This window comes from Pseudomonas sp. J380, assembly GCF_009827115.1.
Taxonomy (GTDB): Bacteria; Pseudomonadota; Gammaproteobacteria; order Pseudomonadales; family Pseudomonadaceae; genus Aquipseudomonas; species Aquipseudomonas paracarnis.
On record NZ_CP043060.1, the window covers coordinates 5,341,285 to 5,365,824 of the forward strand.

A 24,540-nucleotide genomic window follows, 5' to 3' on the forward strand; every position below is an offset into this window, starting at 1 on the left:
TACGCTAGAATGCACGGCCTCAAAGCACACCCCTTCCCGAGGCTGTCCCGAAGATGTTGATCCTGCGCGGCGCTCCTGCCCTTTCTGCCTTTCGCCACAGCAAACTCCTTGAGCAACTGAGCCAGAAGGTTCCAGCTGTTACAGGCCTGTACGCTGAATTTGCTCACTTCGCCGACGTAACCGGCGTCTTGACCGCCGACGAACAGCAAGTGCTGGCACGCCTTCTGAAGTACGGCCCAAGCGTTCCCGTTCAAGAGCCGACTGGCCGCTTGTTCCTGGTTCTGCCACGGTTCGGCACCATCTCGCCCTGGTCGAGCAAGGCCAGCGACATCGCCCGCAACTGCGGCCTGGATAAAATCCAGCGCCTGGAGCGTGGGATCGCCTTCTACGTCGCCGGGCAGTTCAGCGACGCCGAGGCCGAGCTGATCGCCAGCAGCCTGCACGACCGCATGACCCAGATCATCGTCAGCCAGCTGGAACAGGCTGCCGGCCTGTTCAGCCACGCCGAACCCAAGCCGCTCACCGCGATTGACGTGCTGGGCGGTGGCCGCGCCGCCCTCGAGAAGGCCAACACCGAGCTGGGTCTAGCCCTGGCCGAAGACGAGATCGACTATCTGGTCAACGCCTTCACCGGCTTGAAGCGCAACCCCCACGACATCGAACTGATGATGTTCGCCCAGGCCAACTCCGAGCACTGCCGTCACAAGATCTTCAACGCCAGTTGGGACATCGACGGCCAAAGCCAGGAAAAAAGCCTGTTCGGCATGATCAAGAACACCTACGTGATGCACAGCGAAGGCGTTTTGTCGGCTTATAAGGACAACGCCTCGGTGATCGTCGGCTCCGTCGCCGGTCGCTTCTTCCCGGACCCGGAAACCCGCCAGTACGGCGCGGTGCAGGAGCCGGTGCACATCCTGATGAAGGTTGAAACCCACAACCACCCGACCGCGATTGCCCCGTTCCCGGGCGCAGCCACCGGTTCGGGCGGCGAAATCCGTGACGAAGGCGCCACCGGCCGTGGCGCCAAGCCCAAGGCGGGCCTCACCGGTTTCACCGTGTCCAATCTGCAGATCCCGGGCTTCGAACAGCCGTGGGAAGTGCCGTACGGCAAGCCTGAGCGCATCGTCACCGCGCTGGACATCATGATCGAAGGCCCGCTGGGCGGCGCCGCGTTCAACAACGAATTCGGGCGCCCGGCGCTCACCGGTTACTTCCGGACCTTCGAGCAGTCCATCACCACCCCGCGTGGCGATGAAGTGCGCGGCTACCACAAGCCGATCATGTTGGCCGGCGGCATGGGCAACATCCGTGAAGAACACGTCAAGAAAGGCGAGATTCTGGTCGGCTCCAAGCTGATCGTGCTCGGCGGCCCGGCGATGCTGATCGGCCTGGGCGGCGGTGCGGCCTCTTCCATGGCCACCGGCACCAGCTCGGCAGATCTGGACTTTGCTTCCGTACAGCGCGAAAACCCTGAGATGGAACGCCGTTGCCAGGAAGTCATCGACCGTTGCTGGCAGTTGGGTGACAAGAACCCGATCAGCTTCATCCACGACGTCGGCGCTGGCGGTTTGTCCAACGCCTTCCCGGAACTGGTCAACGACGGCGACCGTGGTGGCCGTTTCGAGCTGCGCAACATTCCAAACGACGAGCCGGGCATGGCCCCGCACGAAATCTGGAGCAACGAATCCCAGGAACGCTACGTACTGGCCGTCGGTCCTGAAGACTTCGCACGCTTCCAGGCCATCTGCGAACGCGAGCGTTGCCCGTTTGCCGTGGTCGGCGAAGCCACTGCCGAGCCGCAACTGACCGTCACCGACAGCCACTTCGGCAACAGCCCCGTGGACATGCCGTTGGAAGTGCTGCTGGGCAAGGCCCCGCGCATGCACCGTTCGGCCAACCGTGAAGCTGAACTGGGCGATGATTTCGACCCAAGCACGCTGGACCTGGCCAACAGCATCGAACGCGTGCTGCACCATCCGGCCGTGGCGAGCAAAAGCTTCCTGATCACCATCGGCGACCGCACCATCACCGGCCTCGTTGCCCGTGACCAAATGGTTGGCCCATGGCAAGTGCCGGTGGCTGACGTTGCCGTCACCGCCACCAGCTTCGACGTGTACACCGGTGAAGCCATGGCCATGGGCGAGCGCACGCCGCTGGCCCTGCTGGACGCACCGGCGTCGGGCCGCATGGCCATTGGTGAAACCCTCACCAACATCGCCGCCTCGCGTATCGGCAAGCTGTCCGACATCAAGCTGTCGGCCAACTGGATGTCCGCTGCCGGTCACCCGGGTGAAGATGCACGCCTGTACGACACGGTTAAAGCCGTCGGCATGGAGCTGTGCCCGGAACTGGGTATCACCATTCCGGTGGGCAAGGACTCCATGTCCATGGCCACCCGTTGGAACGAAGACGGCACCGACAAGAGCGTCACGTCGCCGCTGTCGCTGATCGTCACCGGTTTTGCGCCGGTCACTGACATCCGCCAGACCCTGACCCCGCAACTGCGCATGGACAAGGGCACCACCGACCTGATCCTGATCGACCTGGGCCGTGGCCAGAACCGCATGGGCGCTTCGATCCTGGCGCAAACCCACGGCAAGCTGGGCAAGCAGGCCCCGGACGTCGATGACGCCGAAGACCTCAAAGCCTTCTTCGCCGTGATCCAGGGCCTGAACGCCGACGGCCACCTGTTGGCTTACCACGACCGTTCCGACGGTGGTTTGCTGACCAGCGTTGTCGAAATGGCCTTCGCCGGTCACTGCGGCCTGAACATCGTGCTCGACAGCGTTGCCGAGGATGCTGCCGAAATCAACGGCATCCTGTTCAACGAAGAGTTGGGTGCAGTGATTCAGGTGCGTCAGGACGCCACCCCAGACGTGCTCGCGCAGTTCAGCGCCGCTGGCCTGGCCGAGTGCGTGGCGGTGATTGGCCAGCCGATCAACAACGGCGAAGTTAATATCTCCTTCAACGGCGACACAGTCTTTACCGGTCAGCGCCGCTTGCTGCAACGCCAGTGGGCCGAGACCAGCTACCAGATCCAGCGTCTGCGCGACAACGCCGACTGCGCCGAGCAGGAGTTCGACGTGATCCTGGAAGAAGACAACCCGGGCCTGAGCACCATGCTCAGCTTCGACGTCAACCAGGACATCGCCGCGCCTTACATCAAGAAGGGCATTCGCCCACAGGTTGCCGTACTGCGTGAGCAGGGCGTCAACGGCCAGGTGGAAATGGCAGCAGCGTTCGACCGCGCCGGCTTCAATGCGATCGACGTGCACATGAGCGACATCCTCGCCGGTCGCGTTGACCTCAACGAGTTCAAAGGCCTGGTTGCCTGCGGTGGTTTCTCCTACGGCGACGTGCTGGGTGCCGGTGAAGGCTGGGCCAAGTCGGCCCTGTTCAACAGCCGTGCCCGCGATGCGTTCCAGGGCTTCTTCGAACGCAACGACAGCTTCACCCTGGGTGTGTGCAACGGTTGCCAGATGATGTCCAACCTCAGCGAACTGATCCCGGGCAGCGAGTTCTGGCCGCACTTTGTGCGTAACCGTTCCGAGCAGTTCGAAGCCCGTGTTGCCATGGTGCAGGTGCAGGAGTCCAACTCGATCTTCCTGCAGGGCATGGCCGGTTCGCGCATGCCAATCGCCATCGCCCACGGTGAAGGCCACGCCGAATTCAGCAGCGAAGAAGCGCTGCTTGAAGCCGACCTGTCCGGCACTGTAGCCCTGCGTTTCGTCGACAACCACGGCAAGGTCACCGAAAGCTACCCGGCCAACCCGAACGGCTCGCCACGCGGGATCACCGGCCTTACCAGCCGCGACGGTCGCGTGACCATCATGATGCCGCACCCGGAACGCGTATTCCGCGCCGTGCAAAACTCGTGGCGCCCGGAAGAGTGGAGCGAAGACGGCGCCTGGATGCGCATGTTCCGCAACGCTCGCGTGTGGGTGAACTAAGGCCGTGTACAAGCTCGCCTTCTTCGTGCCCGACAGCCATGTGGAGACGGTAAAAACCGCCGTCTTCGCAGCCGGCGGCGGGCGCATCGGCGACTACGACAGCTGCGCCTGGCAAGTGCTGGGCCAGGGCCAATTCCGCGCGTTGGACGGCAGTCAGCCGTTTATCGGGCAGGTGGGCCAGGTTGAAGTGGTTGAAGAGTGGAAGGTTGAGTTGGTGGTGGCAGATGAATTGATCGTGGCCGCTGTGGCTGCTTTGAAACTCAGTCACCCGTATGAGACTCCGGCGTATGAGGTGTGGCAGTTGGCGGATTTTTGATTCGTGGGCTGTATAAACAAGAAACCCGCTGGGCCCGTTTGGTCAGCGGGTTTTTTGTTGGTTTTAAGTGCCAATCGCAGGCAAGCCAGCTCCCACATTTGACCCCGTTGTCAGACCGTACATCAATCCCATGTGGGAGCTGGCTTGCCTGCGATGGCGTCGGCGCAAGCGCCTCAGAACTTTCCGACAAGCCTTTCAGGTTGTCCGTCGGAACTCGCACAACTAACCTTCTCGAGTCGCTGCCAATTCAGTGACCGGGACTGCAAGCCTGAAAAGTCACTAGGAGCCTATTCCATATGGAGTTTAATGATGATCAGCGACAACTTGCTAACTGGTTCAATCTCATCTCAAGCCGAGTCCCGCCAAGCTGGTGATTCACCGTCCGACCAGATCTTCACCGTACTACCCAGTCTGAACACCGAAACCCTGCTCGCCAATGCCTCCCAAGACCTGGCATCCGTACAGGCACTGGCGGGTAATCTGGCTTTTGAAATCGACGGCCCGCACCGTGATGCGGTGCTGGGGATTCATCGGATGGTAGAGGGTATTCAGTTGATGGTGGATCGAGTACTGGATCTACACGAAGTACCCACCAGTAACTGAATACACCACACTCTGTGGCGAGGGAGCTTGCTCCCGCTGGAGTGCGAAGCGCTCCCAGGATTTTTGGGGCCGCTGCGCAGCCCAGCGGGAGCAAGCTCCCTCGCCACAGGGGAAATCAGGCGTTGATCCGGCGAGTCACCAACCGCTCCAACGCTTCACCCAACCCGGACGCCTTGTCACCCATCAACAAGTGCCAAACACCGCTTTCAAGTTGACTCACACCCTGGCAACCCAGCGCAGTGAGCTGAGCTTCTGACAATCTCGAGTCATCCCCCAACTCCACCCGCAGCCGGGTCATTGCCACCGCTTCCAGATGCCGTACATTCCCCCGGCCACCCAGCGCATTCAGCCATTGCTCGGCCTCCTGCACATTCACCACCACCGGCTTATCCACAGGTGCCACCGCTACAGGCACTGCTGCAACAAATCCCGGCATCGCCAAGCGAATCTCATCGGCAATGCTATCGGCCATCGGCCCAACCACCACCTGCAAACTGCCGCCGTTACCCGGGCGCACTACAGCCATGGCACCCAGCGCTTTCAGTTCAGCATCCACCGCCTTGTTGCGATCCACCATGTCCAAGCGCAGGCGCGTAGTGCAAGCGCCGACACTGAGCAGGTTCTGCGCACCACCCAACGCCTGGATATAAGCCGTCGCACGCTGGTTATCGCTCATCGCTTCAGCCTGCACCACCTGGATGTCTTCACGGCCCGGCGTCTTCAGGTTGAAGCGGCGGATGCAGTAGCTGAACACCGTGTAGTAGATCACCGAGTAGGCCAGGCCTACCGGTACCACCAACCAGCCATTGGTGGACTTGCCCCAGCCCAGCACCATGTCGATAAACCCACCGGAGAAGGTAAAGCCCAGGTGGATATTCAGCAGGTCGGTGACCGCCATCGACAGGCCGGTGAGCAGCGCGTGAATCAGGTACAGGAAGGGCGCCAGGAACATGAAGGCAAATTCAATCGGCTCGGTCACCCCGGTGAGGAACGAGGTCAGCGCCATCGACAGGAAGATCCCGCCCATCACTTTGCGCCGCTCAGGCAACGCATTGCGGTACATCGCCAGACACGCCGCGGGCAGGCCGAACAGCATCACCGGGAACATGCCGGTCATGAACTGGCCGCCTTTGGGGTCGCCGGCAAAGTAGCGGGTCAGGTCGCCCGTGACCACCGCGCCGGTTACCGGGTCGGTGAAGCTGCCGAACACGAACCACGCCATATTGTTGAGGATGTGATGCAAGCCAGTGACGATCAGCAGGCGGTTGAACACGCCAAACACGAACGCACCGAGGCTGCCGCTTTCCATCAACAGCACGCCGAAGCTGTTGATGCCGTGCTGGATCGGGGGCCAGATCAGGCCGAAAATCACGCCCAGGCCCACCGCGCTGAACCCGGTGACAATCGGCACAAACCGCCGCCCACCGAAGAACGCCAGGTATTCCGGCAACTTGATGTCCTTGAAGCGGTTGTACAGCCCACCGGCCATCAAGCCGCTGGCGATACCGGCGAGCATGCCCATGTTGATGGTGGTGTCCATCACCTTGAGCGTGGAGATCATCACCAGGTAACCAATCGCCCCGGCCAGGCCCGCAGTGCCGTTGTTGTCACGGGCAAAACCCACGGCGATGCCGATGGCGAAGATCAGCGCCAGGTTGGCGAAGATCGCCTGGCCGGCGTCGTGCATCACCGCGATGTTGAGCAAGTCGGTGTCGCCCAGGCGCAGCAGCAAGCCGGCGATTGGCAGGATCGCAATCGGCAGCATTAGGGCGCGGCCCAGGCGTTGCAGGCCTTCGATAAAGTGTTGGTACATGGCGTGTCTCCCTATTCTTGTTGTTTTCAGCTCAGCGGCCAGTGGTGTTGACAGGCTTGGCGAACGGCCTGGGCGCTGCTCAGGTTGAGCAGTTCCTGGCTCAGCTGCCGGCATTGCGCCGCGTCCAGATGGCGAACGCGGTCCTTGATCTCTCCGACCTGCGGCGGGCTCACCGACAGCTCGGTGACGCCCAGGCCGACCAGTACCGGCGTGGCCAGCGGGTCAGAAGCCAACGCACCGCACACGCCGACCCAACGCCCGTGCTTCGCCGCACCGGCGCAGGTGTGCGCGATCAGTCGCAGCAAGGCCGGGTGCAGCGCATCGACGCGCGCGGCCAAGCCTGCGTGGTCGCGGTCCATGGCCAGGGTGTACTGGGACAGGTCATTGGTGCCGATGGACAAAAAGTCCGCATGTTCGGCCAGCTGTTCAGCCATCAGCGCAGCGGCGGGCACTTCGATCATCACCCCCAGTTCGGGGCGCTGGCTCAAACCCAACTCGGCGCACAGTTCATCCAGGCGCTGGCGAATCTGCAGCAGTTCATCCACCTCGCTGACCATCGGCAACAGGATGCGACAACGCGCCAGCGGCGAGACTTGCAGCAGGGCACGCAGTTGCTGGTCGAGCAATTCCGGACGCACTTGGGCCATGCGAATGCCGCGCAGGCCCAACACCGGGTTGGCCTCGATCGGCAGCGGCAAATAGTCGAGCTGCTTGTCGCCGCCCACGTCGATGGTGCGGATGATCACCGACTTGTCGCCCATGGCATCCAATACGGCCTGATAAGCCTGACGCTGTTCCTGCTCATCCGGCGCGGTACGGCGGTCGACGAAGAGGAATTCGGTGCGTAGAAGGCCGACGCCATCGGCACCGTTTTCAAACGCCACTTGGGCCTCGCTGCTGGAGGCAACATTGGCGGCGATTTCAATGTTCACACCGTCGCGGGTGCGTGCCGGTTGTTGCGCCTGGGCCTGTTGCTGCTGGCGACGCAGTTTTTGCGCGTCGCGTATCTGGTGCACTTCAGCATGGCGCGCATCGGTAGGGGCCAGTTCCAGGCGGCCATTGATGGCGTCCAGCACCACGCGCTGGCCCTGAGGCACATCCAATACCTCGGCACCGAGGGCGACCACGCAGGGTAAGCCTTTCCCCCGAGCAAGTATCGCGACGTGGGAGGTGGCGCCGCCTTCGGCCATGCAGATACCGGCGGCCTGCTGTTCACTCAGTTGCAGCAAGTCTGACGGGGTCAGTTCATGGGCGCTGACAATCGATCCGGCGGGTAACTCAAAGTGCCAGGCCTCACCCAGCAAGGCCCGCAATACGCGTTGTTGCAGGTCGCGAAGATCGTTGGCGCGCTCGGCAAACAACGGCTTGCCCAACGCCAACAGCACGGCGCACTGGGCCTGGATCGCATCACGCCAGGCGTGGGTGGCAGCGCTGCCGTGGGCGATGGCGTCGGTGGCCGCTTCCAGCAGCGCCGGGTCTTCGAGCAGTGCAAGGTGAGCGGCGAAGATGTCTTCTTCCTCGACATTCTTGCGTTGGCGGGCATGCTCGAGGGTGCTGCGGATTTCGTCACGCACCTGCTCCAGTGCCGTGTCGAGGCGCTGCTGTTGTTCGTCGGCGCTATGGTTACCGGTGTCTTCGGGCAGCTCGATGCCGGACAGGCGGAACAGTGGCCCGCACACCAGGCCGGGTGCTGCACACACGCCTTGCAGCACATCGGCTTCCACACTGGCGCGACGTGGCGCAGCAGTGGCTACCGGGGCGTGATGGGCTTCGCTGACCGCCACGGATAGCGCCGCGACCAGCCCTTGCAACGCCGCCTCTGCGTCTTGGCCACGGCAACTCACCCGCACTTCGTCGCCTTCGCCGATGCCCAGTCCCATCAAGCCAATCAGGCTGTCGCACGACGCCGATTTATCAGCGAAGTGCAGGTGCGACTGGCTGCTGAAACCCTGGGCGGTCTTGCGGATCAGGGCGGCAGGGCGTGCATGCAAACCGCCTCGATGGGTAATGCGTACGCTGGCGCTGGCCTCGAAGCTGGAGTTATCCACAGCTGCTTGGGCGGTGGCGGTGGTGCGCGCAGCAATCTGCAACAACGGCTCACCGATCTTGACCGTCTTCAGCGCCACGGGCGTCAGCTCAAAGCGGTCACTGTTGGTCAGGATGATCAGGCTCACCAGGCTCTTGCACTGGCGCGCGATGCGGTCCAGATCAAACTGCACTAACGGCTGACCCTCGCTCACCCGTGCGCCGTCCTTCACCAGCAAGGCAAAGCCTTCGCCATTGAGTTCCACGGTGTCGATGCCCACGTGCATCAATACTTCTGCACCGTTATCGGCGCGGATGGTCAGCGCATGGCCGGTGCGCGCGACGTGGATGATCACGCCGTCACAGGGCGCGTGCAGGCAGTCGTTCAACGGGTCGATAGCGAGACCGTCGCCCATGGCGCCGCTGGCGAACACTTCGTCGGGGACGCGGTTCAGGTCCAGCACCGGCCCACTCAAGGGGGCGCTAAGGGTCAATGGATTATTGTTGTTGGGCATGGGCACGGTACTCATCAGGAAAACGCCGCTTTAGTGCGTGCGGGTGACTTTGCTCAGGTGGCGCGGCTGGTCCGGGTCCATGCCCCGTGCCTCAGCAAGGCCTGCGGCCATCACGTAGAAGCTCTGGATAGCCAGGATCGGGTCCAGGCTCGGGTGTTCGGCGCGGCTCAGCGTCAGGTCGCGTTCGGCGATATCGTCCGGCGCAGCCAGCAGCACGCGTGCGCCGCGTTGGCGCATATCGGCGGCCAGGCTCAACAGGCCGGCCTGCTCGGCGCCGCGGGGGGCGAACACCAGTAGGGGGTAGTTCTCGTCGATCAAGGCCATCGGCCCGTGGCGCACTTCGGCGCTGCTGAAGGCTTCGGCCTGGATCGCCGAGGTTTCCTTGAGCTTGAGCGCGGCTTCCTGGGCGATGGCAAACCCGGCGCCACGGCCGATCACCATCAAGCGCTGGCTGCCTTTGAGGGCGTCGACGGCCAGGCGCCAATCCTGTCTGGCGGCGTCACGCAGGCCCTCGGGCAAGGCCTGACAGGCTTGCAGCAAGTCGGCTTCTTGATTCCAGTGGCCGATCAACTGTGCACTGGCGCTGAGGGTGGCGATAAAGCTCTTGGTGGCGGCCACGCTGAGTTCCGGCCCGGCGCACAGCGGCACGTGGAACTCGCAGGCGGCTTCCAGCGGTGAGTCTTCGGCATTGACCAGGGAGATGCTCAAGGCACCACGCTTGCGCAACAAGCGCAGACTGTTGACCAGGTCCGGGCTCTGCCCCGATTGGGAGAAACCAAACGCTACCTGGCCGCTGACTTTCATCGGCGCCTGCAACAGGGTCACCACCGACATCGGCAGCGACGCCACCGGAATGCCCACGTGTTGCATGGCCAGGTAGGCGAAGTAACTGGCGGCGTGGTCGGAGCTGCCGCGGGCGATGGTCATCGCCACTTGCGGCGGCTGGCGGCGCAGGCGGCCGGCGACTTCTTCCAGCATCGGGTCCAGGCGCTGCAGTTGGGCCGCGACGGCGTCGCAGGAGGCCAGGGCCTCTTCAAGCATTTTTGAAGTCAATGGTGTCTCCTTCGACCATTACGTCGGTGAGTGTCAGGGAGCGGTCCAGGCGCACGCAGTCGGCAAAGCTGCCCGGTTGCAGGCGGCCGCGTTCTTCCAGGCCCAGGTAGTCCGCAGGAAATTGCGACAGGCGTTGCGAGGCTTCACTGATGGGCAGGCCGATTTTCACCAGGTTGCGCAGCGCCTGATCCATGGTCAGCGTGCTGCCGGCCAGGGTGCCGTCGGCCAGGCGCACGCCGCCCAGGCATTTGGTCACGGTGTGGCTGCCCAGCTTGTACTCTCCGTCGGGCATGCCGGCGGCGGCGGTGGAGTCGGTGACGCAATACAGGCACGGGATCGAGCGCAGGGCCACGCGCATGGCGCCGGGGTGCACGTGCAGCAAGTCCGGGATCAGCTCGGCGTACTGGGCGTGGGCCAGCGCGGCGCCGACGATGCCGGGTTCGCGGTGATGCAGCGGGCTCATGGCGTTGTACAAATGGGTGAAACTGGTGGCGCCAGCGGCCAGGGCGGCAACGCCTTCTTCATAGCTGCCCAGGGTGTGGCCGATCTGCATGCGCACGCCGCGTTGGCTGAGGGCGCGAATCAGGCCGTCGTGGCCGGCGATTTCCGGGGCGATGGTGATCACCCGGATTGGCGCCAGGCGCAGGTAGGCTTCCACTTCTTGCATCAACGCGGTGTGGGCGAAGTTGGGTTGGGCGCCGAGTTTTCCCGGATTGATGTAGGGGCCTTCCAGGTGCACGCCGAGTACGCGGGCGCTGCCGGCTGGCCGCTGTTCGCAGAACGTGCCGAGCTCACCGAGCACGCGGGAAATTTCTTCCACCGGCGCCGTCATGGTGGTGGCCAGCAGCGAGGTGGTGCCAAAACGCACGTGGGTACGGGTAATGGTCTCGAAGGCGCTCGCACCTTCCATGATGTCGGCGCCGCCACCGCCATGCACATGCAGGTCGATAAAGCCCGGCAACAGGTAGGGCAGGTCGTTGTCGGCCGGGTCGCACGGCGTGCCGTCAATGGCGACAACCTTGCCGTGCTCATGCACCAAGCGACCACGCATCCAGCCGCTGGGCGTGAGGATATTGTCTTCAGTCATGGGCAGTTCTCTAAGTTCGCATTCAGGCGGAGTAGTCATGGCGGCGCAGCTCTGCGACAAAGTCGTAGTAGTCGTTGCGGCAGTAGGTGTCGGTGATCTCAATCGGCGTGTTGTCGGCGGTGTAGCCCACGCGGGTCATCAGCAGCATGGCGGTGCCGGGGGCGATGCCGACCAGCGCGGCGAACTCATCCGAGGCATTGATCGCCTGGATATGCTGCAAGGCGCGCACGATGGGCTTGCCGATGCTTTCCAAGTATTCGTACAACGAATTGCCGATGGCCTGGGGATGGGGCAGCACCGAGGCCGGCATGGCGGTCATTTCAATCGCCATCACCGTGTCGTCGGCTTTGCGCAGGCGCTTGAGGCGCGCCACTTTGTCGGTGGGCGACAGGCCCAGGCGGATCAGTTCTTCATGGGTCGGCGGGGTGATGTCGCGCTCCAGCCACTGAGACGTCGGCACAAACCCCTTGAGCCGCAGCATCTCGCTGAACCCCGACAGGCGCGACAAGGGTTGTTCCAGGCGCGGCGTGATGAAAGTGCCGGAGCCTTGGCTGCGACGGATCAGCCCTTGAGCCAGCAACACTTCCAGCGCTTTACGGGCGGTGACCCGCGAGATGCTCAATTGCTCGCTGAGGGCGCGTTCCGAAGGCAGGGCCTGTTCGGATTTCCACTGGCCGGCATGGATCGCTGCTTCAAGGCTGCGGGCCAGTTGCAGGTACAGCGGCGTGGATTGCTTGTCGTCGGGGCGCAGGGCCAGGATGGGATTCATCTGTCAGGTTTCCGATGCGTTATTGGAATGTTGTCGCCCGGTAATGGCCGAAAACTAATACCACTTAAATACCATGTCAATGCTGCCAAAACGGTGAAAATCCCGGTTTCAGGGCACTTTAATGGGGCTTGGTATCAAGTGGTATTAGAGAGGTCTTTGTGGCGCGCACAAGTGCAGGGTCCCGCGCGGTGAACTGGTATTCACCGGCAGGCGCTGCCTGGGGCAGGAATTATTTTCGAATTATTTTACGAACGGCACGCGATTACGGCCGAATCTCGATGAGGGTGCCGTCTTTGACCAGGTTCCACACTTCGCGCATATCCACATTGCGCATGCCGATGCAGCCGTCGGTCCAGTCCAGGGTGTGGAACCACTGTTCCGGGTAGTCTTCGGTGTCGGGGGTGCCGTGGATCATGATCATGCTGCCCGGCTTTACGCCTTCGCGGCGGGCGCGGGCGGCGTCGCTGATGTTCGGGTAGGAAATGTGCATGGCCAGGTTGAAGCGGTCGCTGGTCTTGCGCCAGTCGATCCAGTAGAGGCCTTCGGGCGTGCGGCGGTCACCTTCGATCAGCTTGTGGCCCTTGGGGTTCTTGCCCAGGGAGATGCGATAGGTCTTGAACGGCTTGCCGTCGTTGATCAGCTGCAGCTGGTGGGCGGACTTGAGCACCAGGACTTTCTCGACCGTTTTACCGCCAAGGGTTTGCACCGTGGAGGCCGGGGACAGCGTGGCGAACGACAGGCAGATCAGAGCAAGCAACCAACGCATTGAAACGGTATCCCTTTGGCGACATTGGCCGGCTTGTTATTGGGCGGGCTTGGACAGCGGTGGCACAGATTCGCTACGTACCGGGTATGCCTGTTGGCGACGGTCAGCGAAGAAGCATTCTAAGGTACGCCCGACCGTGCGGAAAGCCAGCTCGGACCAAGGGATATCGGCTTCGTCGAACAACCTCACTTCCAGGCTTTCCTGGCCAGCGGCAAAGTCCAGGTCGATCAGTTCGGCGCGGTAGAAGATATGCACCTGGCTGATGTGCGGCACATTGATCAGGGTATAGAGGCTCAGGTTGCGCACCCGGGCGCAGGCTTCTTCCAGGGTTTCACGCATGGCCGCCTGCTCGACGGTTTCGCCGTTTTCCATAAAGCCTGCGGGCAGGGTCCAGTAACCCAGGCGTGGCTCGATGGCGCGGCGGCACAACAGCACTTGGTCGCCCCACACCGGCACGGTACCGGCGACGATATTGGGGTTCTGGTAATGAATGGTCGAGCAGTGGTCGCATACATAGCGCAGGCGTGCGTCGCCTTCGGGAATGCGTTGGGTCACCGGTTTGCCGCACTGGCTGCAGAAATTCATGCTGGGGTTCCTGGACAATGGGCACATCTTGGCTTGGTGCCGGGCGTTCCTGCAAGTTGTCGTTTAGCGACAGCCCTGCGGTTTTGGGGTTGGGCGCGTGCACGCTTTGGTGCATGATGCAAGGTAGCCAACAGACCGAGATGACTCATGCTGGACGAGCTACTTCGCCGGGTAAGCAACCACACCCCCCATACCCTGGAAACCGACGGGCGTTTCCCCGAGGCTGCGGTGCTGGTGCCGATTACCCGCAGTGACGAACCCGAGCTGATCCTGACCCTGCGCGCCAGCGGCCTGTCGACCCACGGTGGCGAAGTGGCCTTTCCCGGCGGGCGCCGCGACCCTGAAGACCCGGACCTGATCTTTACCGCCTTGCGCGAAGCCGAAGAAGAAATCGGCCTGCCGCCGGGGCTGGTTGAGGTCATAGGCCCGTTGAGCCCGCTGATTTCCCTGCACGGCATCCGCGTAACGCCCTATGTAGGTGTGATCCCCGATTACGTCGAATACCTGGCCAACGACGCCGAGATTGCCGCCGTTTTCAGCGTGCCTTTGGATTTTTTCCGACAGGACCCACGCGAACATACCCACCGCATTGATTACCAGGGCCGTAGTTGGTACGTGCCAAGCTACAGGTTCGGCGAATACAAAATCTGGGGGCTGACAGCGATCATGATCGTCGAGCTGATCAACCTGCTCTATGACGATGCCAAGATCAGCCTGCACCAGCCGCCCAAGAGCTTCATCAATCTATAAGCCATCGTTCAAATGGCATGCCGTGAGGAAAAACCATGAAATACCGCCTGGGCGACGCCCGCGTCGAGACCCATCCCGACAGTTGGGTTGCACCGAATGCCACGCTGGTGGGCAAGGTCAAGCTGGAGGAGGGCGCCAACGTCTGGTTCAACGCGGTGTTGCGTGGCGATAACGAGCTGATCCTGATCGGCAAGAACAGCAACGTGCAGGACGGCAGCGTGATGCACACCGACATGGGCTACCCGCTGACCCTCGGCACCGGCGTGACCATTGGCCATAACGCCATGCTGCATGGCTGCACCGTTGACGACTACAGCCTGATCGGTATCAACGCAGTGATCCTCAATGGCGCCAAGATCGGCAAGCACTGCATCATCGGCGCCAACTCGCTGATCGGTGAGGGCAAGGAAATTCCTGACGGCTCGCTGGTCATGGGCTCGCCAGGCAAGGTGGTGCGTGAGCTGACCGAGGCGCAAAAGCGCATGCTCGAAGCCAGCGCCGCGCACTATGTGCATAACTCGCAGCGTTACGCGCGGGATCTGGTTGAGCAGGAAGAATGAGTACGGTTGAACGGCCTGTTGCCTCGCCGTGCGTGAGTATTTGCGCACTGGACGACGACGATATCTGCACCGGCTGTCAGCGCAATGTGGATGAGATTACGCGCTGGAGCCGCATGGACAACGCCGAGCGCCGGCTGGTGCTGGGGTTGTGCCATGAGCGGGCGGTGGCGAGTGGGATAGTGTGGATGACCCCTGGGAAATCTGGCGCCTGACAGGCCGCCATCGCAGGCAAGCCAGCTCCCACCCTTGATGTGTGAATACCTTCAAATGTGGGAGCTGGCTTGCCTGCGATGAGGCCCTGCCAGACGACATCCTTGTAATTGTGTACCCTGTGCGGCATTGCCCACAGGTCCATCCTCCATGTTTTTCCTGATCGCCTATATCAGCAGCGTCGTGCTGATCAACTTCGCCTTCTCCACCGCCCCACACCTGGACGTCATCTGGTCCGCCTGGGGTGGCCTGGTATTTATCCTGCGCGACATGGTGCAAACCCGCTTCGGCCATGGCGCAATCATCGCCATGCTCGCGGCGCTGGTGCTCTCCTATATCACCTCCGACCCGTCCATTGCCCTGGCCAGTGCCACGGCGTTTGCGGTGTCCGAGTGCATCGACTGGCTGGTGTTCAGCATCACCAAGCGCCCGCTGCATGACCGCCTGTGGATAAGTTCGGCGCTGAGCATTCCCCTCGATACCTTTATCTTTTTCGGCCTGATCGGCGCACTGACCCCAGCGGTGGCGGGCACGGCGTTGGTGTCCAAGTTCGCCGGTGTCACCGTGGTCTGGCTGATCATGGCCTGGCGCATCCGCCGGCGGGCTGTCGCCAACTGAGGCCAATTTTTACAGTTCATGTAAAATGCCCGCCTTTCTCCCCCATGATCCGCTCCCCTGAGGACCTGAGATGACCCGAATCGGAACTCCATTGTCGCCAACCGCGACCCGCGTTTTGCTGTGTGGCTGCGGTGAGCTGGGCAAGGAAGTGGTAATCGAACTGCAGCGCCTGGGCGTTGAAGTGATTGCCGTGGATCGCTACGCCAATGCGCCGGCCATGCAGGTGGCGCACCGTAGCCATGTGATCAACATGCTCGACGGGGCCGCATTGCGTGCGGTGATCGAGGCGGAGAAGCCGCATTTCATCGTGCCGGAAATCGAAGCCATCGCCACCGCCACTCTGGTGGAACTGGAGGCCGAAGGCTTTACCGTCATCCCGACCGCCCGTGCCACGTCGCTGACCATGAACCGTGAAGGCATCCGTCGCCTGGCCGCCGAAGAACTGGACCTGCCGACCTCGCCGTACCACTTCGCCGATACCTTCGAAGATTACAGCAAGGCCGTCCAGGACCTGGGCTTTCCGTGCGTGGTCAAGCCGGTGATGAGTTCGTCGGGCAAGGGCCAGAGCCTGTTGCGCAGCGCCGACGACGTGCAGAAAGCCTGGGACTACGCCCAAGAAGGCGGGCGTGCCGGCAAGGGTCGGGTGATCATCGAAGGCTTTATCGACTTCGACTACGAAATCACCCTGCTGACCGTGCGTCACATCGGCGGTACCACTTTCTGCGCGCCGGTGGGCCATCGCCAGGAGAAGGGCGACTATCAGGAGTCCTGGCAGCCGCAGGCCATGAGCCCGATTGCCCTGGCAGAGTCCGAGCGCGTTGCCAAAGCCGTGACCGAAGCCTTGGGCGGCCGTGGCTTGTTTGGCGTGGAATTGTTCATCAAGGGCGATCAGGTGTGGTTCAGCGAAGTGTCGCCGCGCCCCCATGACACCGGCCTGGTGACCCTGATTTCCCAAGACCTGTCGCAGTTTGCCTTGCACGCACGCGCCATCCTCGGCCTGCCGATCCCGTTGATCCGTCAATTCGGGCCTTCGGCGTCGGCGGTGATCCTGGTGGAAGGGCAGTCGACCCAGACGGCGTTTGCCAACCTCGGCGCTGCGTTGAGCGAGCCGGATACGGCGTTGCGTCTGTTTGGCAAGCCTGAAGTGAATGGCCAGCGCCGTATGGGCGTGGCGCTGGCGCGGGACGAGTCGATTGAAGCGGCTCGTGCCAAGGCGACACGTGCTTCCCAAGCAGTTGTTGTAGAGCTCTAAGCCGCCACGCTCGTTCCCACGCTTTGCGTGGGAATGCCTCTTGTGACGCGCTGCGTCGCGCTTGGGGACGCAGAGCGTCCCTAACTGCATTCCCACGCAGAGCGTGGGAACGAGCATGGGGTCAGGCGACCTTGTTCAAGTCGTTATCCCGCGTCTCTTTCAGGCACAGCACCGCAATCAAACTCAGCAACGCTGCTGCCGATACATATCCCCCGACATAACTCAAACCACCCATCGCCACCAGCTTGGTCGCGAAGAACGGCGCCGCCGAGGCCCCCACGATCCCACCCAGGTTATACGCTGCCGATGCACCGGTATAACGCACGCGGGTCGGGAACAGTTCTGGCAGCAGCGCGCCCATCGGTGCGAAGGTCACGCCCATCAAAAACAGCTCCAACGCCAGAAACAGCGCCACGGCCCAGGTCGAGCCATGGGTCAGCAGAGGCTCCATGGTAAAGCCCGACAGAATCGCCAGGACCGCGCCGACGATCAGCACCGGCTTGCGCCCGTAGCGATCACTGGCCAAGGCGGCCAATGGCGTTGCCAGTCCCATGAACAGCACCGCAAAGCACAGCAGGCCGAGGAAGGTTTCACGGCTGTAGCCCAAGGTGGAAACGCCGTAGCTCAACGAAAACGCGGTGGTGATATAGAACAGCGCATAGCACACCACCATCGACGCGGCGCCCAGCAGTACCGGCAGCCAATGCTGGCTGAACAGTTCTACCAGCGGCACTTTCACTGGTTTTTCCTTGGCCACTGCATTGGCGAACACCGGCGTCTCATGCAACTTGAGGCGTGCGTACAGGCCCACCATCACCAGTGCGGCGCTGAGGATGAACGGAATGCGCCAGCCCCAGCTGCGAAATTGCTCGTCATTCAGGCTCATGGCCAAAATCAGGAACAAACCGTTGGCCGCCAGGAAGCCTATCGACGGGCCCAGTTGCGGGAACATGCCGAACCAGGCGCGCTTGCCCTTGGGAGCATTCTCGGTCGCCAGCAAGGCCGCGCCGCCCCATTCTCCGCCAAGGCCCAGGCCCTGGCCGAAGCGCAATACGCACAAGAGGATCGGTGCCCAGGCACCGATGCTGTCGTAGCCCGGCAGCAAGCCGATCAGGGTAGTACATACACCCATCAGTAGCAGTGAAGCCACCAGGGTTGATTTACGGCCGATACGGTCACCGAAGTGACCGAACAACGCCGACCCCAGAGGGCGGGCGATAAAAGCGATACCGAAGGTCAGGAACGATGCCAGCATCTGCGCGGTGCCGGAGGTCTGTGGGAAGAACACCGGGCCAATCACCAGGGCGGCAGCCGTGGCGTAGATGTAGAAATCGTAGAACTCAATGGCGGTGCCGACGATGCTCGCGGTGGCGACGCGGGCGGTCGAGTTGGCAGGTGCGGCGCTCGCAGCCTCTTGGTAGGTGGTGCTCATGACGTTATCCCTGACGGTTATTGCGCGTTTGGACGCGGATTATTATTGGTCGAACACCCATGGATCAGGGCTGTGCGCGGGGCGGCTCGGGATGGGAGCAAACACCGGTCGGACATGGTAAGGCGGTGCCAGGACACGCTGGGTGCGGGTAGCACGCGGTCGGGCGGGGCTTGGGTAAGCCGCTGGGATTATAGGAAGGGGGCTAAGGATCCAACAAGGGGCTGGTGAGGATCTATGGCCTGGAACTGGATCAATGTGGGAGCTGGCTTGCCTGCGATAGCATCACCTCGGTTCAACTGAAGGACCGAGTCGCCTGCATCGCAGGCAAGCCAGCTCCCACATTGACCGGGTTGAGCCTGCTGAGGTCAGGCGGCCACCGGCACACGGCTGGTATGCCAGATCAACACCTTGCTCACCCGGTTGTCCTCGGTCTCGAGGATTTCCAGGCGATAGCGGCCGACTTTCAGGCATACCGCGCAATCGGGAATGGTTTCCAGCGCTTCGGTCACCAGGCCGTTGAGGGTCTTGGGGCCGTCGCTGGGCAGGTGCCAGCCCAGGCTTTTGTTCAGTTCGCGGATCGAGGCGGCGCCGTCGATGATGTAGCGACCATCGGGCTGGGCTTCGATATGCGGGTTATCCACCGCCTGATCGCTTTCGAATTCGCCGACGATCTCTTCCAGAATATCTTCCAGAGTGACAATGCCCAGCACTTCACCGTACTCGTCCACCACCATGCCCAGGCGCCGCTGCTGTTTGTGGAAATTCAGCAGTTGCAGCTGCAACGGCGTGCTTTCCGGCACGAAGTAAGGCTCGTGGCAGGCGGCGAGCAGGGCCTCTTTGGTCAGGCTGGCGTCGGGCAGCAGGTGTTGGACCTGCCGGGTATTGAGCACGGCCTGCACCTGGTTGATGTCGCTGTGGAACACGGGCAGGCGGGTGCGCGGCGAGGTGCGCAACTGTTCGATGATGTCTTCTATCGACTCATCAAGGTTGATGCCGTCCACTTCGCTGCGCGGCACCAGGATGTCGTTGACCGTGATGTTGTCCAGGGCATGGATACCGGGCAGGCCGGGAGTGCGGTCGGCGTCGGTGTCGGGCTCTGGGTCGTCATCATGGTCGGGCAGGGGCTCGTCGCTGTTTTTCACCATGCCGGCTTTGCGCGCAAACGGGCGCAATAACAGCTGGCTGATGCCATTGAGCAGCCAGGCCAGCGGGTAAAGGATTTTCAGCGGCACGCCCAGCAAGGTATTGCCAAAGCCCAGCACTGCTTGGGGGTGACGGGTAGCCAGGGTGCGGGGCAGGTAGTCGGCCAGCACCAGCAGCCCTGCGCAGGAAATCAGCCAGCCTAGCCAGGGCCCGTTCTCTGCCCAGGCATAGATCGCCAGCAGGGTGCAGAGAATCACCACGGCGGCGCGGCACAGGCTGTTGCACAGGATCAGGCTATGGCGCGGGAAGCTCAGGCGTGCGGCCGCCTTGTCGCCCTGGCGTGTGCCAGGGCGTAGGGCCAGCAGGTGTTGTTGCGCGGCTTCAATGGCGGTAAACAGTGCTGCCCATAGAATCAGCAGGGCAATTACGGCGAGCATCGGCCCTAAGGGCAAGTTGTCCATGATCACTGCCCGTCAGATATGCAGGATGTATTCGCGAACCAGCTTGCTGCCGAAATAGGCCAGCATCAACAGGCAGAAACCAGCCAGGGTCCAGCGGATGGCCTTGTGCCCACGCCAGCCGAGGCGGTTGCGCCCCCACAGCAGCACGCTGAACACGACCCAGGCCAGGCACGCCAGCAAGGTTTTATGCACCAGGTGCTGGGCAAACAGGTTTTCGACGAACAGCCAGCCTGAGATCAGCGACAGTGACAGCAGGGTCCAGCCGGCCCACAGGAACCCGAACAGCAGGCTTTCCATGGTTTGCAGCGGCGGGAAGTTCTTGATCAGCCCGGACGGGTGCTTGTGCTTGAGCTGGTGATCCTGCAGCAGCAGGAGCAGGGCCTGGAACACCGCGATGGTGAACATGCCGTAGGCGAGGATCGACAGCAGGATGTGGGCGAGGATGCCCGGCTCCTCGTCGATCACCTGTACGGTGCCGGTGGGGGTGAACTGCGCCAGCAGCACCGTGAGCATTCCCAGGGGGAATAGCAGCACCAGCAGGTTCTCCACCGGAATCCGGTAGCAGGCCAGCAGCGTCAGCGCGATGACGGCCGCGGCGATCAGGCTGGCGGCGCTGAAAAAGTCCAGGCCCAGGCCGACCGGGGTCATCAGGTGGGTGAACAGGCTGGCGGCATGGGCCAGCAGGGCCAGCACGCCAAGGCCGACGAGCAGACGTTTGTCCGCTTTGGTGCCTTGGGCCAGACGAGTGCCCTGATAGAGAGTCGCAGCGGCATACAAAATGGCGGCGGCGAGGCTGGGTAGCAAACTGGGTGACAAGGGGAGCATAAATCCTGGTAGGCAAGCCCGAAAGGCGTTGAGTTTGGCACACACCTGCGTTGCACGAAAGACTCCCGGGCCAGACAGCGGGTGTGCATGGGCGCAGTCTTCGCTATAATCCGCGACCTGCCCACGCCGCAGGCTCGGCGAACGCTGTTTTTAATAGCGATTTCCCCCAGCCTGGGCCGCCATTACCTCGGTCTACCTGCATTTCGATGAATAGGGCCTGAAAGGATCGCGCATGTTTGAAAACTTGACTGACCGTCTCTCGCAGACGCTGCGCCACGTTACCGGCAAGGCCAAGCTGACCGAGGACAATATTAAAGACACCCTGCGTGAAGTGCGCATGGCGTTGCTGGAAGCCGACGTGGCTTTGCCGGTGGTGAAGGACTTCGTCAACTCGGTCAAGGAGCGTGCGGTCGGCACCGAAGTGTCCCGCAGCCTGACCCCGGGCCAGGCCTTTGTGAAGATCGTCCAGGCCGAACTCGAAAGCCTGATGGGCGCGGCCAACGAAGACCTGAACCTCAGTGCCGTGCCGCCAGCCGTCGTGCTGATGGCGGGTCTGCAAGGTGCGGGTAAAACCACCACCGCCGGCAAACTGGCGCGCTTCCTCAAAGAGCGCAAGAAGAAATCCGTGATGGTGGTATCGGCCGACGTGTACCGTCCGGCGGCCATCAAGCAGTTGGAAATGCTCGCGGGCGAAGTGGGCGTGACCTTCTTCCCGTCCGACCTGAGCCAGAAGCCGGTCGACATCGCCAACGCGGCTATTAAAGAAGCCAAGCTCAAGTTCATCGACGTGGTTATCGTCGATACCGCCGGTCGCCTGCACATCGACGAAGAGATGATGGGCGAGATCAAGGCGCTGCATGCCGCGATCAACCCGGTCGAGACCCTGTTCGTGGTCGACGCCATGACCGGCCAGGATGCGGCCAACACCGCCAAGGCTTTTGGTGACGCACTGCCGCTGACCGGCGTGATCCTCACCAAGGTCGACGGCGACGCCCGTGGCGGTGCCGCGCTGTCGGTACGTGCCATTACTGGCAAGCCGATCAAGTTCATCGGCATGGGCGAGAAGAGCGAAGCGCTCGAGCCGTTCCACCCTGAGCGTATCGCCTCGCGCATCCTCGGCATGGGTGACGTGCTCAGCCTGATCGAGCAGGCCGAAGCCACGCTCGACAAGGACAAGGCCGACAAACTGGCCAAGAAGCTGAAGAAGGGCAAGGGCTTCGATCTCGAAGACTTCCGCGACCAGCTGCAACAGATGAAGAGCATGGGCGGCCTCGGCGGCCTGATGGACAAGCTGCCCAACATCGGCGGTGTGAACCTGGCGCAAATGGGCAACGCCCAGGGCGCGGCAGAGAAACAGTTCAAGCAGATGGAAGCCATCATCAATTCCATGACCCCGGCCGAGCGCCGCGACCCTGAGCTGATCAGCGGTTCGCGCAAGCGCCGGATCGCCATGGGTTCCGGCACCCAGGTGCAGGACATCGGTCGCTTGATCAAGCAGCACAAGCAGATGCAGAAGATGATGAAGAAATTCTCCGCCAAGGGCGGTATGGCCAAGATGATGCGCGGCATGGGCGGTATGTTGCCCGGCGGCGGCATGCCTAAAATGTAAAGTATTCGAGCGCAAGCCTTGCTTGCGCTCCGCCCCACAAGGATGTGGGATCTCCAGCAAACCCGCCGTTGGCGGGCGCTGACTCGCCGTTTTAACCGACGGCTCTATAGCAGATCTGAATGGCACGCTGATAGGCGCCAGAAAAAGACATTTGCAAAAGTCCGGATATTCCTTAGAATATGCGGCCTTTCGGGCACCTATGCCCGCTGTGCATTTAGATTTGCAGCACCGACTACAGGAACGATGTTCACATGCTAACAATCCGTCTTGCCCTTGGCGGCTCCAAAAAGCGCCCGTTTTACCACTTGACCGTAACCGACAGCCGCAACCCGCGTGACGGTTCGCACAAGGAACAGGTTGGTTTCTTCAACCCTGTTGCTCGTGGTCAAGAAGTTCGTCTGTCCGTGAACCAAGAGCGCGTAGCCTACTGGCTGAGCGTTGGCGCACAGCCATCCGAGCGCGTTGCAAAACTGTTGAAGGACTCGGCTAAGGCCGCAGCCTGAGCAATATGAACGCGACGCCAGCTGTTGCTGATGATTTGATCGTTATCGGCAAGATTTACTCTGTTCATGGCGTTCGCGGCGAAGTGAAGGTGTATTCCTTTACTGATCCGACTGAAAACCTGTTGCAGTACAAAACCTGGACGCTCAAGCGCGAAGGGAGTGTGAAGCAGGTTGAGCTGGTCAGTGGACGCGGGAGCGACAAGTTCCTGGTCGCAAAGCTCAAGGGTCTTGATGATCGTGAAGAAGCTCGTCTTCTGGCCGGTTATGAGATCTGCGTGCCGCGCAACCTGTTCCCTGAATTGACCGACGGCGAGTACTACTGGTACCAGCTGGAAGGTCTGAAGGTTATTGATCAACTCGGGCAATTGCTGGGGAAAATCGATCATCTTCTGGAAACCGGCGCCAATGATGTAATGGTGGTCAAGCCTTGCGCTGGCAGCCTGGATGACCGTGAACGCCTGTTGCCCTATACCGAGCAATGCGTGTTGGCCGTCGACCTGGCCGCGGGCGAGATGAAGGTGGAATGGGACGCGGACTTCTAAGCGTGGCTAATTTGCGCATTGAAGTGATCAGTTTGTTTCCCGAGATGTTTTCCGCCATCAGCGAGTACGGCATCACCAGTCGGGCGGTGAAACAGGGGCTGTTGCAGCTCACCTGTTGGAACCCGCGAGACTACACGACGGATCGACATCACACTGTGGACGATCGCCCATTTGGCGGTGGCCCGGGCATGGTGATGAAGATCAAGCCCCTGGAAGACGCGTTGGTTCAGGCCAAGGCAGCCGCCGGGGAGAAGGCGAAGGTAATTTACCTGTCCCCTCAAGGCCGTCAGCTGAAACAGGCGGCGGTACGCGAACTGGCGAATGAGGAAAGTTTGATCCTGATTGCCGGTCGCTATGAAGGCATTGACGAGCGTTTTATTGAAGCTCATGTCGATGAAGAGTGGTCGATTGGGGACTATGTCCTGTCTGGCGGCGAGCTGCCGGCGATGGTCCTGATAGATGCGGTTACACGACTGCTGCCCGGAGCTTTAGGGCATGCGGACTCCGCGGAGGAAGATTCCTTCACGGATGGTTTGCTGGATTGCCCGCACTACACCCGTCCGGAGGTGTATGTGGATCAGCGTGTTCCCGACGTATTGCTAAGTGGCAATCACGCACACATCCGGCGTTGGCGTTTACAGCAGTCCCTTGGTCGGACCTATGAACGACGCGCCGATCTTCTGGAAAGCCGCTCGCTTTCTGGAGAAGAGAAGAAGCTGCTCGAGGAATACATCCTCGCGCGGGACGATAGTTAACAACGTATCGATGGTAGGTCCATTGACTTACCTTAGGAGCACAGCATGACTAACAAAATCATCCTTGCACTCGAAGCAGAGCAGATGACCAAAGAGATCCCTACCTTTGCCCCGGGCGACACCATTGTCGTTCAGGTGAAAGTGAAGGAAGGCGACCGTTCGCGTCTGCAAGCGTTCGAAGGCGTGGTAATCGCCAAACGTAACCGTGGTGTGAACAGTGCTTTCACTGTTCGTAAAATCTCCAACGGTGTTGGCGTAGAGCGTACTTTCCAGACCTACAGCCCGCAAATCGACAGCATGGCCGTCAAGCGTCGCGGTGACGTACGTAAAGCCAAGCTGTACTACCTGCGTGACCTGTCCGGTAAAGCAGCTCGCATCAAGGAAAAACTGGCTTAAGT

At 61.7% G+C, this 24,540-nt stretch carries 23 protein-coding genes; 13 read left to right on the forward strand and 10 right to left on the reverse strand.

Annotated features, from left to right (window positions below; all coding sequences use genetic code 11):
* Nucleotides 1-53: 53 nt before the first annotated feature.
* The 3 genes from purL to FXO12_RS24445 all read left to right on the forward strand — a co-directional run bounded on the left by purL (nt 54) and on the right by FXO12_RS24445 (nt 4,869).
* Nucleotides 54-3,950 (forward strand): phosphoribosylformylglycinamidine synthase, encoded by a 3,897-nt coding sequence (gene purL, locus FXO12_RS24435; protein ID WP_034128004.1) that lies wholly within the window; start codon nt 54-56, stop codon nt 3,948-3,950.
* 4 nt (nt 3,951-3,954) lie between these two features.
* Nucleotides 3,955-4,266: a hypothetical protein gene (locus FXO12_RS24440; RefSeq protein WP_054897795.1), complete on the forward strand. Its 312-nt coding sequence runs from the start codon at nt 3,955-3,957 to the stop codon at nt 4,264-4,266.
* Nucleotides 4,267-4,575: 309 nt separating this feature from the next.
* A complete protein-coding gene (locus tag FXO12_RS24445; protein WP_229999976.1) occupies nt 4,576-4,869 on the forward strand; it encodes a DUF6124 family protein in 294 nt (97 codons plus the stop codon).
* A gap of 115 nt (nt 4,870-4,984) precedes the next feature.
* On the opposite strand, the gene nagE is transcribed toward FXO12_RS24445, so the two are convergent.
* The 7 genes from nagE to FXO12_RS24480 form a co-directional block, all read right to left on the reverse strand.
* Nucleotides 4,985-6,682 carry an N-acetylglucosamine-specific PTS transporter subunit IIBC gene (gene nagE, locus FXO12_RS24450; protein ID WP_057975071.1) on the reverse strand — a complete coding sequence of 566 codons (1,698 nt, stop codon included), beginning with the start codon at nt 6,680-6,682 and terminating at the stop codon, nt 4,985-4,987.
* 26 nt (nt 6,683-6,708) lie between these two features.
* Nucleotides 6,709-9,222 carry a phosphoenolpyruvate--protein phosphotransferase gene (gene ptsP, locus FXO12_RS24455; protein ID WP_057975072.1) on the reverse strand — a complete coding sequence of 838 codons (2,514 nt, stop codon included), beginning with the start codon at nt 9,220-9,222 and terminating at the stop codon, nt 6,709-6,711.
* Nucleotides 9,223-9,252: 30 nt separating this feature from the next.
* Nucleotides 9,253-10,275 carry an SIS domain-containing protein gene (locus FXO12_RS24460; RefSeq protein WP_087149524.1) on the reverse strand — a complete coding sequence of 341 codons (1,023 nt, stop codon included), beginning with the start codon at nt 10,273-10,275 and terminating at the stop codon, nt 9,253-9,255.
* Nucleotides 10,256-11,362, reverse strand: coding sequence for an N-acetylglucosamine-6-phosphate deacetylase (gene nagA, locus FXO12_RS24465; RefSeq protein ID WP_054898909.1), 1,107 nt, complete (start codon nt 11,360-11,362; stop codon nt 10,256-10,258). Before nagA ends, FXO12_RS24460 begins: the two co-directional genes overlap by 20 nt.
* 22 nt (nt 11,363-11,384) lie before the next feature.
* A complete protein-coding gene (locus FXO12_RS24470) occupies nt 11,385-12,131 on the reverse strand; it encodes a GntR family transcriptional regulator (protein WP_032895423.1) in 747 nt (248 codons plus the stop codon).
* 262 nt (nt 12,132-12,393) lie between these two features.
* Nucleotides 12,394-12,897 carry a murein L,D-transpeptidase family protein gene (locus FXO12_RS24475; protein ID WP_014719790.1) on the reverse strand — a complete coding sequence of 168 codons (504 nt, stop codon included), beginning with the start codon at nt 12,895-12,897 and terminating at the stop codon, nt 12,394-12,396.
* A 36-nt stretch (nt 12,898-12,933) separates the two neighbouring features.
* Nucleotides 12,934-13,482, reverse strand: coding sequence for an NUDIX hydrolase (locus tag FXO12_RS24480; protein ID WP_057975073.1), 549 nt, complete (start codon nt 13,480-13,482; stop codon nt 12,934-12,936).
* Nucleotides 13,483-13,629: 147 nt separating this feature from the next.
* Between FXO12_RS24480 and FXO12_RS24485 the strand changes: the two genes are divergently transcribed.
* The 5 genes from FXO12_RS24485 to purT all read left to right on the forward strand — a co-directional run bounded on the left by FXO12_RS24485 (nt 13,630) and on the right by purT (nt 16,872).
* Nucleotides 13,630-14,232, forward strand: coding sequence for a CoA pyrophosphatase (locus FXO12_RS24485; protein WP_032895425.1), 603 nt, complete (start codon nt 13,630-13,632; stop codon nt 14,230-14,232).
* 35 nt (nt 14,233-14,267) lie between these two features.
* Complete coding sequence (locus FXO12_RS24490) at nt 14,268-14,792, forward strand: gamma carbonic anhydrase family protein (RefSeq protein ID WP_034115859.1); 525 nt, start codon at nt 14,268-14,270, stop codon at nt 14,790-14,792.
* On the forward strand, nt 14,789-15,004 hold the full coding sequence (locus FXO12_RS24495; RefSeq protein WP_054898907.1) for a DUF1289 domain-containing protein: 216 nt from the start codon (nt 14,789-14,791) through the stop codon (nt 15,002-15,004). The genes FXO12_RS24490 and FXO12_RS24495 overlap by 4 nt, the downstream gene beginning before the upstream one ends.
* 148 nt (nt 15,005-15,152) lie before the next feature.
* On the forward strand, nt 15,153-15,620 hold the full coding sequence (locus FXO12_RS24500) for a preQ0 transporter (protein WP_003193971.1): 468 nt from the start codon (nt 15,153-15,155) through the stop codon (nt 15,618-15,620).
* Nucleotides 15,621-15,690: 70 nt separating this feature from the next.
* Nucleotides 15,691-16,872, forward strand: coding sequence for a formate-dependent phosphoribosylglycinamide formyltransferase (purT, locus tag FXO12_RS24505; protein WP_054918313.1), 1,182 nt, complete (start codon nt 15,691-15,693; stop codon nt 16,870-16,872).
* 121 nt (nt 16,873-16,993) lie between these two features.
* Here the strand turns inward: purT and FXO12_RS24510 are convergent, their stop codons facing one another.
* The 3 genes from FXO12_RS24510 to FXO12_RS24520 all read right to left on the reverse strand — a co-directional run bounded on the left by FXO12_RS24510 (nt 16,994) and on the right by FXO12_RS24520 (nt 20,733).
* Nucleotides 16,994-18,304: an MFS transporter gene (locus FXO12_RS24510; protein WP_003193968.1), complete on the reverse strand. Its 1,311-nt coding sequence runs from the start codon at nt 18,302-18,304 to the stop codon at nt 16,994-16,996.
* Between the two features lie 365 nt (nt 18,305-18,669).
* A complete protein-coding gene (locus FXO12_RS24515) occupies nt 18,670-19,908 on the reverse strand; it encodes a transporter associated domain-containing protein (protein WP_057975074.1) in 1,239 nt (412 codons plus the stop codon).
* A 12-nt stretch (nt 19,909-19,920) separates the two neighbouring features.
* Nucleotides 19,921-20,733, reverse strand: a complete 813-nt coding sequence (locus FXO12_RS24520; RefSeq protein WP_034115853.1) for an inner membrane protein YpjD — start codon at nt 20,731-20,733, stop codon at nt 19,921-19,923.
* Between the two features lie 232 nt (nt 20,734-20,965).
* On the opposite strand from FXO12_RS24520, the gene ffh reads away from it, so the two are divergent.
* The 5 genes from ffh to rplS all read left to right on the forward strand — a co-directional run bounded on the left by ffh (nt 20,966) and on the right by rplS (nt 24,538).
* Entirely contained in the window at nt 20,966-22,342 is a 1,377-nt protein-coding gene (gene ffh / locus FXO12_RS24525; protein ID WP_057975075.1) for a signal recognition particle protein, read from the forward strand.
* Nucleotides 22,343-22,593: 251 nt separating this feature from the next.
* Nucleotides 22,594-22,845: a 30S ribosomal protein S16 gene (rpsP, locus tag FXO12_RS24530; protein WP_003175899.1), complete on the forward strand. Its 252-nt coding sequence runs from the start codon at nt 22,594-22,596 to the stop codon at nt 22,843-22,845.
* A gap of 5 nt (nt 22,846-22,850) precedes the next feature.
* The gene (rimM, locus tag FXO12_RS24535) at nt 22,851-23,387 is read left to right on the forward strand and encodes a ribosome maturation factor RimM (protein ID WP_003175898.1); all 537 of its coding nucleotides are present in this window, start codon (nt 22,851-22,853) and stop codon (nt 23,385-23,387) included.
* Nucleotides 23,369-24,142: a tRNA (guanosine(37)-N1)-methyltransferase TrmD gene (gene trmD, locus FXO12_RS24540; protein WP_153475158.1), complete on the forward strand. Its 774-nt coding sequence runs from the start codon at nt 23,369-23,371 to the stop codon at nt 24,140-24,142. The genes rimM and trmD overlap by 19 nt, the downstream gene beginning before the upstream one ends.
* 45 nt (nt 24,143-24,187) lie before the next feature.
* The gene (gene rplS, locus FXO12_RS24545) at nt 24,188-24,538 is read left to right on the forward strand and encodes a 50S ribosomal protein L19 (protein ID WP_003175895.1); all 351 of its coding nucleotides are present in this window, start codon (nt 24,188-24,190) and stop codon (nt 24,536-24,538) included.
* Nucleotides 24,539-24,540: the final 2 nt, after the last annotated feature.